Here is a 14070-nt window from a genome sequence, read left to right as displayed (position 1 = left end):
TAAAAAGATTGTATCCCTTGGCTAACTTAGGGCATAATGCAAAAAGTGCGATAAGGCTAACTTATGAACCTGCGCGCCGCTGTAGCGTGCAAGCCGTGTCGCCAAGCATTCAACCCGTTTCCAAGTGAGAGGGAGACAACATGAGCGATATTTTGGACGTCTACGGTCGCGAGGTGCTCGACAGCCGCGGCAATCCCACCGTCGAGGTCGAGGTCGTGCTCGAGGACGGCAGCTTTGGCCGCGCAATGGTGCCTTCGGGTGCTTCGACCGGCGCCTTTGAGGCATGTGAGCTGCGCGACGGCGACAAGGGCCGCTATCTGGGCAAGGGCGTTTCGCAGGCCGTCGAGCACGTCAATAACGAGTGCGCTAACGCCGTCGTGGGCCTCGACGCCTTCGACCAGCGCGCCGTCGATGCCGCGCTGATTGCCGCGGACGGTACCCCCAACAAGACCAAGCTCGGTGCCAACGCCATCCTGGGCGTGTCGCTGGCCGTCGCCCGCGCCGCTGCCGAGTCGGCGGGCCTGTCGCTGTACCAGTACCTGGGCGGCGTCAACGCCCACCTGCTGCCCACGCCTATGATGAATATCCTCAACGGTGGCGTCCATGCCGACAATAACGTTGACTTCCAGGAGTTCATGATCATGCCGGTGGGCGCCCCGAGCTTTGCCGAGGGCCTGCGTTGGTGCGCCGAGGTCTACCACACCCTCAAGGGCGTGCTGCACGAGGCCGGCCTGGGCGGCGGCGTGGGCGACGAGGGCGGCTTTGCGCCCAACCTCAAGACCAATGCCGAGCCGTTCGAGTACATCACCAAGGCCGTGGAGAAGGCCGGCTTTAAGCCCGGCGTCGACTTCATGTACGCCATGGACCCGGCCTCGACCGAGTTCTACAACGCCGAGACCGGCATGTACGAGCTCAAGGGCGAGGGCGTGGAGTACACGAGCGCCCAGATGGTTGATTACTGGGAAAAGCTCGTCGACACCTATCCCATCATCTCCATCGAGGACGGCATGGCCGAGGAGGACTGGGACGGCTGGGTTGAGCTCACCCGTCGCATTGGCAACAAGGTGCAGCTGGTGGGCGACGACCTGTTCGTCACCAACACCGAGCGCCTTAAGAAGGGCATCGAGCTGGGTGCCGCCAACGCGATCCTGGTCAAGGTCAACCAGATCGGCACACTCACCGAGTCGCTCGAGGCCATCGAGACCGCCAAGGAGGCCGGCTATGCTTGCATCGTGAGCCACCGCTCCGGCGAGACTGAGGACTCCACGATTGCCGACCTGGTCGTGGGCGTCAACGCCGGCCAGATCAAGTCGGGCGCCCCGTGCCGCAGCGACCGTATCGCCAAGTACAACCAGCTCATCCGCATCGAGGACGAGCTCGAGGGCAGCGCGCGCTATGCCGGCAAGGCCGCGTTTTACAACATTCGCTAAACGGGCGAATTTGGCGAGGGGGAGGCTGACTCGGTTCCGTCCCGCCTTGACTGGATGCTGCAAAGCGCCATGGGCGCTGGGCCATACGGCTCAGCGCCTTTTTTATGTCGAGCAAAGGCTGGCGAAGGCGGTGCAGGCGCTCGTGCTATAACTAAAGGACTTAGCGCAAACAAACCTCAACCGCACAAGGCGCACATGGATCAGATTTACGACAACAGGTACTATTCCGCCGGTTCGCGCGAGCCGTCGCCTCGCCGTGCGCGCACGGTGCAGCTCGGTGGGTCCGCTTATGCCGGCGCCGACCGCTCCACGCAGCGCCCGGCAAGTACCTCGCGCCCCAATGCTCAATCAAATACCTTGGCAGATGGACCGGTGCGCCCGGCACGTTCGTCGCATGCGTCGCGTCCCTCGACTCAAGCACACGACAAATCGAGTAGGCCCTCGAACCGTCTTTCGGGCTCGGACTTTATGCATTACGCCAACGACAACGCGGTTGTCAAGGCGATCTATGACTTTACGCATGGCCCTCTGCGTCCGCTGTTTATCGGTATCGTGGTGGCGCTGGTGCTCGTGAGCCTGTATTTCCCCGTGCGCGATCTGTACGTGGCAAAGCGTTCGAGCGATATCTTGGCCAAGCAGGTCGAGATTCGCCAGCAATACAATGATGAGATGAAAAAAGACACTGATAAGTGGTTCTCGGAAGAGGGAATTAAGGATTCGGCACGGGACCTGGGCATGGCGATGCCCGGCGAGAAGAGGATTGAAGTGCAGGGTCTGGACGAGGATTCGGATTCGTCGTCGAGCAAAAAGTCCTCAAACGCCAAGAATGCCAGCGAAGTGGCCAAAGAGATCGAAGAGGTCGGCAAGGACGCACCGTGGTACATCAAGACGCTCGATATGCTGTTTGGATTTAACGGCGTCGAGGGCCAGGCGGTCGCGTCCAGCGGCGAGTAGGCGAGTAGCGCCCGGAGGGGAGCCCGCAATGGCAGATTGCAAACGATATAAGGTGGCCGCGATTGACCTGGGAACGGTGTCGTCGCGACTAGTGCTGGCGCAGGTCGAGGCTGGGGCGATCGTGGAATCGTCCAAGCATACCGAGATCACCGACTTGGGCGAGGGCGTGGACGCGACGGGGCGCTTTTGCGAGGCGGCCGTTGAGCGCGTGCTCGCTGCGTGCCGCATGTTTGTGGACGAAGCCCGTACCTTTGGGGCCGCGTGCGTCTGCACCACCTGCACGAGTGCCGCGCGCGATGCGTCCAATGCCGCGCTGCTGCTGGACGGTCTGCACGATCTGGGGCTCGAACCGCAGGTGATTCCGGGCGAGGTCGAGGCGCGCCTGACATTTTTTGGCGTGGCGCACGACTTTGCCGGCGAGCGCATCATCGTCGCCGATTCGGGCGGCGGCTCCACGGAGCTCGCGACGGGCGTCTATGCGCCTGAGCGCGGGGTCTTTGCGCTGGAGGGAACGCGCTCGCTGGACATCGGTTGCCGTCGCGTGACGGAGCGCTTTTTCTCCGCGTTGCCGCCCGCGGATGGCGAGCTTGCTGCCGCTGCCGCGTGGGCAGGCGAGCAGTTCGCCGCCTATTTTGAAGGCCTGCCCAGCGACTTTGAGCGCGCCGAACGCCTCGTTGCGGTGGGCGGCACCGTCACCACGCTCGTGGCACTCGTTCACGAGCTGGAGCCGTATGATTCGAGCTTTGTGCACCTGCGCGAGCTTTCGATGGAGCAGGTTTCGGCCGCTATCGAGCGCATGTCCGCGCTGGATGTTGCGGGCATTGCCGCTCTGCCGGGCGTGCAACCTAAGCGCGCAGGCGTGATCTTGGCAGGTGCCGTGGTAATTCGCGAGCTCATGCGAGCCGGCGGCTACGACACGCTTACCGTAAGCGAGAACAGCCTGCTCGCTGGCATGGCCACCACCATTAACGAGGTTCTCGACGGCGCGACCCCCACCATCGCCTGGACCCCGAGCCTGAGCACCCTTTAAAAGTAGTCAAAAAAGCTCTGTCCCAAATGAGCTGCTCTGCAGTTGACGGCACCTAAAAGAAACGAGCCCGCATCCCTGGGGGACACGGGCTCGTAAGCACTACATGGTAGGGGCGGTGGGACGTCCGCGCATTTGCTGCGCAAATGCGCACCGGCTTCGGCCGCCTGTCGGCGCCCTCGCCGGCTCGCTACGGACGCTGCGCGTCCGCTTGACGCTCGCCCCCTCGCGGGTTCGAGTCCCACCGGCATCCAAAAGAAACGAGCCCGCATCTCAAAGGGACACGGGCCCGTAAAAGCCATATGGTAGGGGCGGTGGGACTCGAACCCACAATCCTTGCGGCGAGAGATTTTAAGTCTCCTGCGTATGCCAATTCCGCCACGCCCCCGTGAGACTAGAAGTCTAGCACAAGCCGTCCGTTACGCGTTGACGGCCATCGAGTGCTGGCCTGACTTTTCCAAGTACTCGGCAAACTTGGCTTCGTCGCCCTTGTTCTGGTACTGCAGGGCCAGCAGGTACTCCAAGCGGCAGCGCTTGACCGGGTCGTCGCCGACATCCTCGAGCATGCGCTCCAGCTCGGGAATGTCGTTGTGACGCTTGAGGATCATCGTGTCGTACATCAGCTGGCACTCGTGCGCGACCGCCTCGGCCTGACCGCCCTCAAAGCCCTTGATTTCGTGCAGCAGCTCCTTGGACTTTTTGCGGTCCTCCTGGCCAACGTAGTAGTTAAAGGCCTTGATCACCAGGTCGACGCGCTGCATCTTGGGCAGGTTGAGTCCCAGCAGCAGGTCGAACATCTCGCCGGCGCGCTCGTGGTCCTCGCGCAGCAGATAGGAGTTTAGACGCAGGTAGTCGCGGTTGTAGCGCGGGTACAGCATGCTGGTGAGTTTGCCGTCGAGCAAACGATCGAACTCGGCCCACTGTTTGGCGGCCATCAACTGTTGCAGGCGTTTAAACGTAGTGCGTTTTTTGACGCTAAAGAACACCGATACGGCGATACAGATGATAACGACGGCGGTCCAGAGTGTGCGGGAATCGGGCATGTTAGGATCCTTAGTCGCTCATAAAGCGAGCGGTATGACAACACGTACTAGATGTATTATACGCAGCGCACAAGCAAACTGGCATAAAAGCTCATCGAGGCTGAGTGCCATCGCTCGCTGCGGTACACTTACCTAAAGTAAACCATGAAGGGAGACATTACCTATGAAGAAGATCGTTTTGGCTTGCGGCGCTGGCGCTGCTACTTCCACGCTCGTTGCCCAGAAGGTCGCCACCATGCTCGACGCCAACGGTTACGCCGGCAAGTATGAGATCGTGCAGTGCGCCATCTCTGAGGCCAAGGACGCTTGCGACGAGGGCGCCGACCTGCTGATCGCCACCACCGTTGCCCCCGAGGGCCTCACCTGCCCGTACGTGAGCGGCGTGCCCTTCATGACCGGCATGAACCGCGTCGCTGCCGAGAAGGCCGTTCTCGACGTTATGGCTCAGTAGGCGCTGCCTGTATGAATGAGCAGAACGCCAACCCGGTAGAGCTCTTTGGCATGCGCGTCGCCCACGTGGGCATTAACGCCACCGACCCGGCCGATGCCCTGGAGATCGCGGAGCTGTTCTCGACGATGATGGGCCTACCTGTCATCGAGACCCCGGTTTCGTACTTTAACGATTCGCTGATCGAGGTCATGAAGCAGAACGGTCGTGGCACCAAGGGCCACATTGGCTTTGCCGTCAACGACATCGATGCGGCCGAGAAGTGGTTTGCCGAGCGCGGACTCGAGGTCAACGAGGAGTCGCGCGTGCTGCTGCCCGACGGCGGCACCAAACTCGTGTACTTTAAGCGCGAGTTCGCCGGCTTCGCCGTGCATCTGTGCCGCGAGTAGCGCACAAGCTGCTATAGCTAGCAAAAAGGGATAGGGCCGCATGGCCTTATCCCTTTATTTATGCCGAGGGGCTTTCTATCGTGGCAGGCGAATCGTAAAGCGGCTGCCGACGCCCTCGACTGAGGTCACGCCAATGACACCACCATGGCTATCGACGATCCACTTGGCAATGGCAAGCCCCAGACCCGAGCCCTGCGCGCCGGCATCGCGTGCGTTGTCGGCGCGGTAGAACCGTTCAAACGCGTGAGCTGCGGATTCCTGGTTCATGCCGATGCCCTCGTCCTCAACGCTTATGTCGACCGTGCCCGCGCCCGCATCCGGTGCTACGCCAAACGAGATGGGCGTGCCCGCGTCCGAATACTTGGCGGCGTTTTGCACGATCACGCGCAGAGCCTGCTTCACGAGCGCCACGTCGACGGGCGCGTCGCAGCGCGGGTCGCTGGCAAGCAAGGCGTCAAAAGCCAGCCGATACGTGTGCTCGGCATCGATCATCTGTGACTCCTCGCATACCTCGCCGACCAGTGCGGCCAGGTTGGTATTCGCACGCCGCAGGACCGTGCGCCCGGCATCGCCGCGCGCCAAAAACAGCAGCTGCTCCACGAGCTCCTGCATATGCTCGCTTTCGGCCTTGAGGGACGCGATGGATTCCGCCAGCACGTCCGGGTCATCTTTGCCCCAGCGGTCGAGCATGTTTACGTAACCCTGAATCACCGCGATGGGCGTTCGTAGCTCGTGGCTTGCATCGTTGACAAAGCGCATCTGCTGCAGCTTTGCCTCTTGCATCTGGCGCAGCAGGCGGTTGAGCGCGACCTCGATGCTCGCCAGGTCGGCGTCGCCGGTGGTGACGCTCGGCGAGTCGACGCTCGCGCGCTCGATGGCCTGCTCGAGCGTTTCCATCTTGCCGCCGGAGAGCTGCATGCGGCCGAGTTCGTCCACGCGCAGGGCCAGATCGTTGAGCGGCGCCATGGTGCGGCGCACGCGGCGGGCGCCGCCGAGCATGTTGAGCACGCTGATGACCTGCCCACCTGCAACGACAAGATAGAGGGGCCACAGCGCGATGAGGTCCTGCGCGAGGGGGAAGGTCTTGGTGGTGCGCGCAAACTCGACGGTATAGGTGAGCGTGGCGGGGTTCCAGCCGTGCGCGGGCGTCAGCGACATGCCGTGGACGGCGGCACCGGGGATCCATCCCGCGGTAAACGCGCCGTCGGGCAGCGTTTGGTTATAGCCATAGATGAGGATCGCCGCCGCAGCAACCAGCAGCCACAGGTCGAGCCAGATGTAGCTCGCCAGGCGGCGCCACATGTAGCTCCAGTTGATGGCACGGGCGATGGAGGTGACGCGCTTGGTCTCGGCGTTACGCGCGGCAGACATAGCCCACCCCGCGCACGGTTTGGATGATGCGGGCACCGCCGGCGTCTTCGATCTTGGCGCGCAGGTGCGCGATGTGCACGTCGACGTTGTTGGTGTCGCCCACGTATTCGTAGCCCAGCGCCTCGTGCGCGATGCGCTCGCGCGTGAGCACGGTTTCGGCATGCGTCATAAGCAGGGCGAGGACGTCGAACTCGCGGGCCGTGAGCGCGATGGGCGAGCCGCCGACCGTGACTTCGCGGCGGTCGGGATCGAGCGCGACCGAACCCACGGTGAGCGCGGCGGGGGAGGGCGCGGCAGCGGTCTGGGCCGTGTCGGTTGCCGGGGACATTGTGGCGATACCGGCGGCCGTGCCGCTCGCTACGCCAGCCCCGGCGCTGGCGCCGCCAACGCCCGAAGCCGCTCGCACGGCTTCCGAGCGCTTCAGTGCCACGCGGATCCGTGCGAACAGCTCCTCAATCGCAAATGGCTTGGTCAGGTAATCGTCGGCGCCGGCATCGAGCCCGGCCACTTTGTCCATCACGGCATCGCGCGCGGTGACCATAATCACCGGCACATCCTTGTGCTTGCGGACACGCCGCAAGACCTCCATGCCGTTGAGCTGCGGCAACAGCACGTCGAGCAGAATCAGATCGTAGTCGCGCTCCAGCGCCAGGTCCACGGCAGTGCGGCCATCGGCGGCGTGTTCCACCTGGTAGCCCTCGTGCTCCAGCTCGAGCGTCACAAAGCGGGCGATTTTCTCCTCGTCCTCTACGATCAGGATCCGTGCCATGCGTGCCCCCGTCTGCGATTACTTGTCGTCGTTGAGATTTTGCTTGATGTCGTCCGCGGCGTTAGCAGCGCTATCCATAAGGTTGTTGATGCTGCCGGGCACGTCGCCGTCGCTGTCGATGCGGTAGCGCATGCCAAAGAACAGGCCAATCAGCATCAGCCATATCGTGGCGCCCCAGGCAAACAGCGCGACGATGGGAATCAGGATGGGGATGTTGAGGATGATCGCATCGCGGCGCGTGGCGATAAACTTGGTGTCCAGACTCAGGCGGAAGAGCTTTTTGAGGTACTCCCACACGCTGTCCATCTTCTTGGAGAAGTCGGTCTTTTCGCTCGACTTTTCGTAGGCTGCCTGCGCGGCGACCATCTCGGCAGAGGGCTCATCGACTGGCGCGGACTCGGTGGCGGCATGCGCCGACGTGGTCTGGGTCTTGCCCTGCGACTCGAGCCAAATGATGGCATCCAAAACGTTGCCGTCGGCAGCGTCGAGCGCCGCCTTGGCATCGGTGTAACTCACGTTGCACTTGGTGCGGATGGTTTCAACTTTTTCGAGGTCGTCCATGACCTGTCCTTTCGTTCGATGGGCGCGACGCCGGGCAATTTGCTCGGGCGCGAGCGTTGCGTTCGGCGGTTTGCGTTGCGCCGCCCCGCCCTTGGTCGAACTCTATAGTGCAGGTTATAGATTAAGCGATTCTTGAGCCAAGATTAATGTTGGATGAGTTTTTGGGTGGTGTGGGCACAGCCTTTTGGATAGCTAGCAGCGGGGTCTAATACTTTTCCGGAGAAGTGAACGAGTGAAATTTGACCCCCGTAGCATCGACACTTTAGAGGTGCCGTTTCCCGCGGTTTCGATACTAGAATCCTGCGATTTTGCCGTCGAAAAATGCGGATGTTTCAGGGGTTCAAAAACAGCCGTTCACTTCTCGGGAAAAGTATTAGACCTCGACAGCGGGGGATGGGGTGCCGGTGTAAAACGGCGTCAAGGGTTGGTCGAGCAGGCTGTTTCTCCATTGATGTCCGCACGGCGTGTGACACTTACCCTGCCGCCCTGCTCTGCCGCGGCGGCATGTACCCGAACAGCGACCCTCTAAGGAGTTCGATATCGATGAGTGATAACACCAAGCATCTCGCAAAGAAGTGCGTCAAGGACGCGGGGCCGTGCCTCGTGCTGTGCCTTGCCGGCGCAGCGGTCGCGCTGCTGGCTGTTCTGGGGCCGTTCGACGTGCTCCGAAGTGCCGTCTCTCTACACATTTGCATGGCCCTTGCCGGCGCCATGATGACCGGCGGCGCGCTCGATCTGGTTTTTTGGGTGCTTGACCCGTTTGGATGGAAGAACGAGGGGTAAGCCCTAAGGGATGGAAGGGCTGGAACGGTTGGCTTAGTGATCGTGCAGAATGCGGGCTAGCGACTTACAGGGAAGTGGTGATCCGATGACGGTCTATGTGACGGGCGATATTCACGGCGGCCTCGACATGCAAAAGCTGCGCGATTGGGATCTTGGGGAAAGCCTGACGAGCGACGACTATCTCATCATTGCCGGCGATTTTGGCTTTCCGTGGGATTTCTCTGTCGAGGAGTGCGCCGACATCACTTGGCTGGAGTCGCGCCCCTATACCGTGCTGTTCGTCGACGGCAACCACGAACGTTTCGACCACTGGGCAGAGCGCCCCATGGAGTTGTGGCACGGTGGGCTGACGCAGCGTTTGTCGGACACCTCGCCCATACGGCGCCTGACGCGCGGCGAGGTTTTTGAGCTCGACGGCTCAACGGTCTTTACCATGGGCGGCGCCACGAGCGTGGACAAGGAATACCGCATTCCGTATTCCAGCTGGTGGCCGCAGGAGCTGCCGGACGAGCGCAACTTTGAGGAGGCGCGGACAAAGCTCGACAGCGTGGGCTGGAAGGTCGACTACGTGATCACCCACACCTGCCCTACGCGCATGCTTTCGCCCACGCTTTATCCGGCGCCCGGCTGGAATTGCCCCGCCGTTGATCGGCTTACGGCGTTTTTCGATGAGCTGGAAGATCGCTTGGACTACAAGCGCTGGTACTACGGGCATTTTCATCGTGATGCCAACCCGGCCGAGCGCCATACCGTGCTCTACGACTGCATCGTTCGCCTGGGCGACGAACTCCAGCCTTGGGATGTTGCGTAGGGGTGGGGTGTATTTGGCTACTCGGCCGTTACAGTGATGTTCTCTCGGTGCGCGCGGATGACGTCCCAGCTAAAGTGCTCGACCAGCCGCTCGGCAGAGCGCGGCGTGGTGTCCGGCGCGATGCCTGTTTGTCCGGCGAGCCAGCCCAGCAGCGCTTCGGGCGTGCCAAAGCGGGCGCGGAGTTCGCCCAGGTCCAGATCGCGGTCTCGTTTGGAAAGGCGGCGGCCGTCCGGTGCCATGAGCAGCGGAATGTGTGCGTAGTGCGGCGTGGGCAGTCCCAACAGGTGCTGCAGATAGATCTGGCGCGGCGTGGACCCCAGCAGGTCGCATCCGCGCACGACCTCGGTGACGCCCATGGCGGCGTCGTCGACCACCACGGCTAGCTGATAGGCAAACACGCCGTCGCTGCGGCGGACCAAAAAGTCGCCGCACTCGGTGGCGAGCGCCTCGCATTGGGCGCCGTACGTGCGATCCACAAATTCGATCACGTCGTCTGCGAGGTCGTCGACGGTGGGCACGCGCAGACGTGTGGCCGGGGCGCGCAGGGCGCTGCGGCGGGCCACCTCCTCGGCCGAAAGACTTCGGCAGGCGCCACGGTAGATGGGCGTGCCGTCGCTCGCGTGCGGTGCACTCGCGGCGTGGAGCTCGGCGCGTGTGCAAAAGCAGGGATAGGTGAGGCCGGCGTCTTTCAGCCGGCGCAAGGCGCTCTCGTACAGGTCCAGGCGGTCGTGCTGGTAGTAGGGGCCTTCGTCCCACTCCAGCCCCAGCCAGGCCAGGTCGTCAATCAATTGGGCGGCAAGTTCCGGGCGCTTGCAGCGATCGTCCAGGTCCTCAATGCGTAACACGATGCTGCCGCCCTGGCTGCGGGCCGAAAGCCATGCGCACAGGCAGCTGAACACGTTGCCCAGGTGCATACGGCCCGAGGGCGACGGGGCGAAGCGCCCCACGACGGGCGCGGGAGCGGCCGGCGTCGTTGGCGCGTCGGCGGCGGGTGTTGCTATGTTGCGTGCGTTGATGTCCATGCGGACGAGTATAGCGCGGGGCGCGGTGGGGGAGACGCTGCCGTGGCCTGCAAGTTGCTGAGGCCGCGCGTTGCGCGTGCCGGACCACCGGCTCGGCACCTTAATCGTCGTCAATCAATCTAGCCCTCAAACGACAGAAACCCCGGCAGCTCTTCGCAACTGCCGGGGTTTCCGCGGAAAAGGGGGACATGATCCTCGAGCGAACGGCAAAGGGGCAAACCGTTTTCGCTCAACTGCTTTATGCCCCTCGCTCGCCGGCTTAATCGGCTCATGCCGCGCCCACACAAAGCCGCTACACCTGTGATGGAGCTATGAAGTGGTATCTATTGCCGGAGCGGGCTATGCCAAGGAGTGTCCCAGATTGCCGACAGATAAGGAACGTCCCCAGGTGCCGGCCGCGGGCGTGATTTTTGTCCCGTTTTGACGCTCCGCTGGCCTAGATGTTCGTCACATGAACCCGCAAACGTGGGACAATGACGCTACTGGTACCACAGACAAAGGATGTGCCTATGAACGCCCCCGTTGCCCAGCCCTGTTGGCAGCGCCGCCTGTTTGCGCGGTTCGCTTCCGTCTGCGCACTCGTCGCGCTTGCGTTGTTGCTGCTGCCTGCCGTCGCGCACGCCGACGGCTACTCCATGAGCCAAACCTATATCGGTGCCACGGTTGAGGCCGATGGCTCGCTGACCGTTGTCGAGGGACGCCAGTTTGATTTCGACGATGACATTAACGGCGTGTATTGGGATATCAATACAGGCTCTAACCAGCAAGGCGGCTCGGTGGTCGTCAATGTGCTGAGCGTCGAGGAAGACGACACTGCGTTTAACAAGGTCGACAGCGCAAATAAAGGCGACGACGGCGTTTACACGGTGGAGCAGTCCGACGACGGCGTAAAGATTAAGGTGTTCAGCCCTCACGAGAGCGGCGACAGCGCAATCTACTACGTGAGTTATTCCATGACCGGTGCGGTTATGAACTGGGCCGATACCGCCGAGCTCTACTGGAAATTTGTGGGTGACGGCTGGTCTGCGGACTCCGATGACGTCGAGATGGAAGTCTACTTTGCAAATGCCGCTGCCGGGACGGCTGCCGTCAAGGGCGATAACTTCCGCGCATGGGGCCACGGCCCACTGACGGGCGACGTGTCGCTCGATGCGGACGAGCCCATGGTCACCTATACCATTCCCTGCGTGCATGAGGGCGAATTCGCCGAGGCACGCATCGCCTTCCCCAGCGACTGGGTGCCGCAGCTTGCCGTCTCGGGCGAAAAGCGCATGTCGACGATCCTGAGCGAAGAGAAGGAATGGGCCGACGAGGCCAACGCTCGCCGTGAGCACGCGCGTGCGGTTGCCGGCGCGATTGCCGTGGTGTGTGTTGTCGTGGCGGTTGCCTATACCGGTGTGATCGTGATGCTTAAGCTGCGCAGGCCCAAGCCCAAGCCGCTCTTCCAGGACGAGTACTTCCGCGATGTGCCCTCGGCCGACCATCCCGCTGTGCTTGCAGCTCTCATGAGCTGGAACGACGTGCCCGATCAGGCATATATCGCCACGCTTATGAAGCTCACCGACGACCGCGTGATCAAGCTGGAAGAAGCGACCGAGACCAAGAAGAAGGGTCTGCTCCGTCGCGAAAAAGAGGAGCAGACGTATCGCATCACAGTGACCGACGAGGCCTGGAAGGCTGCCAAGAAGGACGGCATCGATCGCGATGTGCTCAAGGTCTTCTTCGCCGGCGTTAAGCCCGATAAGGACGGAGTCCGTTCGCGCACGTTTAGCGAGCTGGAGGAGTACGCTAGCGAGCGCACCACATCTGTTGGCGACAAGCTCGAGGACTATCAGAGCGCAGTTAAGGGCAAGCTGGAGGCGCGCGAGCTTATTGCATCGGACGGCACCATCGCCCTGGTTGCCGGCTTGGTTATCGGTATCATCATCGTCTTTGGCATTCTGGGCTCTCTGATCTATACCGACTTTGCGGACGCCAACGTCGGTGCCGCTATGATCTCGATCCCCGTCACGATCGTGGGCTTTGTCCTGAGCTGCACCTTCCGCCGCTACACGCCGGAGGGCGCCGAGGTGGCGGCTCGCTGCAAGGCGCTCAAGCATTGGCTTGAGGACTTTACGCGCCTGAAGGAGGCCATTCCCAGCGACCTGATCTTGTGGAACAAACTGCTGGTGATGGGCGTTGCCCTGGGCGTTTCGAAAGAAGTGCTGCGACAGCTGGCCGAGGCCGTGCCTGCGGACCTGCGCAACAGCGACGATTTCTACGACAACTACCCCTGCTACTGGTGGTATTACCATCACTACGGCAACGAGTCCCCGCTCGATTCGTTCAACGATGTGTACCACGAGACCATCCGCGAGCTGGCTTCGAGTTCCGATAGCTCGAGCGGCGGCAGCGGCGGCGGCTTTTCCGGTGGCGGCGGTGGCGGCGTCGGCGGAGGCGGCGGCGGAACGTTCTAGCGAGCGCTTGCTTTGGGGTGGATCTTTCTGGGCGGTTGCCAGGGAAGATTCATCCCATTTTTGTGCATCGAAACGGGTCAAACTTTCCGCTGAGGACCTTCGCACAAGGGGCAGTGGACAAAAAATACCAAATATGAGTACTGTTGCTGCGTTGGTCACATATGTTTGCACATAATAATGGGCTCCTAATGAGAGTACTCCTCGTTAGGAGCCCATTTTATTGAACATTTGGGGAGTTACGTCAGCTCGTGCAGCTGGTCGTCATGCCTATAAGCATCAAAAATGCCCCGAATCGCTGCTACTAAAAAGGTAACAGTACTCATATTTGATGTATTTTGACCACGGCTATCTACAAACCCCCTAGGCCACTCATTGGGGACAGACTTAAATGACTAGTTGTTGGGGATCAGTCATTGGGTGTTCCTATAGTTTTGTCAACCTTCGACGCTACTCCCGGTAGGGCACCCGGTCGCGCATCACGGCGTATATCGCCCTGAGCCGCTTCCTCGCGACGGCCTTGAGCGCCCGCCCGTGCCCCATGCCCCGCGCCCTGCAGGCCCGGTAGTACTCGCCGTAGCGCCCCGACGACCTCACCAGGCTGTTGCACGAGAAGATCAGCAGGGACTTGAGCCTCGCGTCGCCCCGCCTGGACGCCCTGACCGACCTCACCGACGTGCCGGAGCTCCTCACCCTCGGGGCTATGCCGCAGTACGAGGCCAGGTGGTCGTGGTCCGGGAACCTCGCGATGTCGACCGATACCGCGAGCTGCGCCGCCGTCCTCGGCCCGATGCCGGGCACGGTGAGCAGGCACGCGTAGGTCTCGTCGCCCTCGAGCAGCCCCGCCGTCTCGGCCTCGAGGGCCCCGGCCTCGTCGAGGGCCTCCGATATCCGGGCGGCAAGGAACCTGACCTGCCTGTTCTCGGCCTCGACGAGCGCCGGCGGCGGCGCGGTCGAGGTGGCCGCGGCCTCCCCGGCGGCCTCGGCCTGCGGCCCCTCGGCCCCCGAG

Annotated in this window: 14 protein-coding genes and 1 tRNA gene; 8 read left to right on the top strand and 7 right to left on the bottom strand. The window is 62.1% G+C overall.

Annotated elements, in window-relative coordinates; translation table 11 throughout:
- The first annotated feature begins 140 nt into the window (after positions 1–140).
- The 3 genes from eno to DWY03_RS08700 all read left to right on the top strand — a co-directional run bounded on the left by eno (position 141) and on the right by DWY03_RS08700 (position 3414).
- Entirely contained in the window at positions 141–1430 is a 1290-nt protein-coding gene (eno, locus tag DWY03_RS08710; RefSeq protein ID WP_117564903.1) for a phosphopyruvate hydratase, read from the top strand.
- Positions 1431–1625: 195 nt separating this feature from the next.
- The gene (locus tag DWY03_RS10255) at positions 1626–2384 is read left to right on the top strand and encodes a hypothetical protein (RefSeq protein ID WP_231500762.1); all 759 of its coding nucleotides are present in this window, start codon (positions 1626–1628) and stop codon (positions 2382–2384) included.
- 28 nt (positions 2385–2412) lie between these two features.
- Positions 2413–3414 carry a hypothetical protein gene (locus tag DWY03_RS08700; RefSeq protein ID WP_117840485.1) on the top strand — a complete coding sequence of 334 codons (1002 nt, stop codon included), beginning with the start codon at positions 2413–2415 and terminating at the stop codon, positions 3412–3414.
- A 300-nt stretch (positions 3415–3714) separates the two neighbouring features.
- Here DWY03_RS08700 and DWY03_RS08695 read toward each other — a convergent pair.
- Positions 3715–3799, bottom strand: a tRNA-Leu gene (locus DWY03_RS08695).
- Between the two features lie 31 nt (positions 3800–3830).
- A complete protein-coding gene (locus DWY03_RS08690; RefSeq protein WP_089573579.1) occupies positions 3831–4454 on the bottom strand; it encodes a hypothetical protein in 624 nt (207 codons plus the stop codon).
- A gap of 163 nt (positions 4455–4617) precedes the next feature.
- Here DWY03_RS08690 and DWY03_RS08685 point away from each other — a divergent pair, with 163 nt between their 5' ends.
- Entirely contained in the window at positions 4618–4905 is a 288-nt protein-coding gene (locus DWY03_RS08685; protein WP_055252380.1) for a PTS sugar transporter subunit IIB, read from the top strand.
- Positions 4906–4916: 11 nt separating this feature from the next.
- A complete protein-coding gene (locus DWY03_RS08680; RefSeq protein WP_117779021.1) occupies positions 4917–5291 on the top strand; it encodes a VOC family protein in 375 nt (124 codons plus the stop codon).
- A gap of 75 nt (positions 5292–5366) precedes the next feature.
- On the opposite strand, the gene DWY03_RS08675 is transcribed toward DWY03_RS08680, so the two are convergent.
- Genes DWY03_RS08675 through DWY03_RS08665 form a run of 3 tightly spaced genes read right to left on the bottom strand, consistent with a single transcriptional unit; the run spans position 5367 to position 7992 of the window.
- A complete protein-coding gene (locus tag DWY03_RS08675; RefSeq protein WP_117840483.1) occupies positions 5367–6662 on the bottom strand; it encodes a cell wall metabolism sensor histidine kinase WalK in 1296 nt (431 codons plus the stop codon).
- Complete coding sequence (locus DWY03_RS08670; RefSeq protein WP_117629962.1) at positions 6646–7431, bottom strand: response regulator transcription factor; 786 nt, start codon at positions 7429–7431, stop codon at positions 6646–6648. Before DWY03_RS08670 ends, DWY03_RS08675 begins: the two co-directional genes overlap by 17 nt.
- A gap of 18 nt (positions 7432–7449) precedes the next feature.
- Positions 7450–7992: a DUF4342 domain-containing protein gene (locus DWY03_RS08665; protein WP_089573575.1), complete on the bottom strand. Its 543-nt coding sequence runs from the start codon at positions 7990–7992 to the stop codon at positions 7450–7452.
- Between the two features lie 543 nt (positions 7993–8535).
- Here DWY03_RS08665 and DWY03_RS08660 point away from each other — a divergent pair.
- A complete protein-coding gene (locus tag DWY03_RS08660; protein ID WP_117798406.1) occupies positions 8536–8775 on the top strand; it encodes a hypothetical protein in 240 nt (79 codons plus the stop codon).
- Positions 8776–8860: 85 nt separating this feature from the next.
- A complete protein-coding gene (locus tag DWY03_RS08655; protein ID WP_117840481.1) occupies positions 8861–9586 on the top strand; it encodes a metallophosphoesterase in 726 nt (241 codons plus the stop codon).
- 17 nt (positions 9587–9603) lie between these two features.
- Here DWY03_RS08655 and gluQRS read toward each other — a convergent pair whose 3' ends face one another.
- Complete coding sequence (gene gluQRS / locus DWY03_RS08650) at positions 9604–10722, bottom strand: tRNA glutamyl-Q(34) synthetase GluQRS (protein WP_255413479.1); 1119 nt, start codon at positions 10720–10722, stop codon at positions 9604–9606.
- Between the two features lie 395 nt (positions 10723–11117).
- Here gluQRS and DWY03_RS10090 point away from each other — a divergent pair, with 395 nt between their 5' ends.
- Complete coding sequence (locus DWY03_RS10090) at positions 11118–13064, top strand: DUF2207 domain-containing protein (RefSeq protein WP_158558648.1); 1947 nt, start codon at positions 11118–11120, stop codon at positions 13062–13064.
- Between the two features lie 447 nt (positions 13065–13511).
- Here DWY03_RS10090 and DWY03_RS08640 read toward each other — a convergent pair.
- Positions 13512–14070 (bottom strand): transposase (locus tag DWY03_RS08640; protein WP_147335443.1); only part of this gene is annotated, 559 nt, incomplete at its 5' end.

Origin of the sequence: Collinsella sp. AF23-2, assembly GCF_003459245.1 — a bacterium.
Lineage (GTDB): Bacteria > Actinomycetota > Coriobacteriia > Coriobacteriales > Coriobacteriaceae > Collinsella.
This window is presented reverse-complemented; position numbering and strand designations above follow the sequence as displayed.

What these genes read in the sequence shown, in the direction of transcription:
- DWY03_RS08680 (WP_117779021.1), top strand. Translation starts at nt 4,917, where the DNA reads ATGAATGAGCAGAACGCCAACCCGGTAGAGCTCTTTGGCATGCGCGTC.
- DWY03_RS08670 (WP_117629962.1), bottom strand. Translation starts at nt 7,431, where the DNA reads ATGGCACGGATCCTGATCGTAGAGGACGAGGAGAAAATCGCCCGCTTT.
- DWY03_RS10090 (WP_158558648.1), top strand. Translation starts at nt 11,118, where the DNA reads ATGAACGCCCCCGTTGCCCAGCCCTGTTGGCAGCGCCGCCTGTTTGCG.
- DWY03_RS08685 (WP_055252380.1), top strand. Translation starts at nt 4,618, where the DNA reads ATGAAGAAGATCGTTTTGGCTTGCGGCGCTGGCGCTGCTACTTCCACG.
- DWY03_RS08660 (WP_117798406.1), top strand. Translation starts at nt 8,536, where the DNA reads ATGAGTGATAACACCAAGCATCTCGCAAAGAAGTGCGTCAAGGACGCG.
- DWY03_RS08655 (WP_117840481.1), top strand. Translation starts at nt 8,861, where the DNA reads ATGACGGTCTATGTGACGGGCGATATTCACGGCGGCCTCGACATGCAA.
- eno (WP_117564903.1), top strand. Translation starts at nt 141, where the DNA reads ATGAGCGATATTTTGGACGTCTACGGTCGCGAGGTGCTCGACAGCCGC.
- DWY03_RS08700 (WP_117840485.1), top strand. Translation starts at nt 2,413, where the DNA reads ATGGCAGATTGCAAACGATATAAGGTGGCCGCGATTGACCTGGGAACG.
- DWY03_RS08690 (WP_089573579.1), bottom strand. Translation starts at nt 4,454, where the DNA reads ATGCCCGATTCCCGCACACTCTGGACCGCCGTCGTTATCATCTGTATC.
- DWY03_RS08675 (WP_117840483.1), bottom strand. Translation starts at nt 6,662, where the DNA reads ATGTCTGCCGCGCGTAACGCCGAGACCAAGCGCGTCACCTCCATCGCC.
- DWY03_RS10255 (WP_231500762.1), top strand. Translation starts at nt 1,626, where the DNA reads ATGGATCAGATTTACGACAACAGGTACTATTCCGCCGGTTCGCGCGAG.
- DWY03_RS08665 (WP_089573575.1), bottom strand. Translation starts at nt 7,992, where the DNA reads ATGGACGACCTCGAAAAAGTTGAAACCATCCGCACCAAGTGCAACGTG.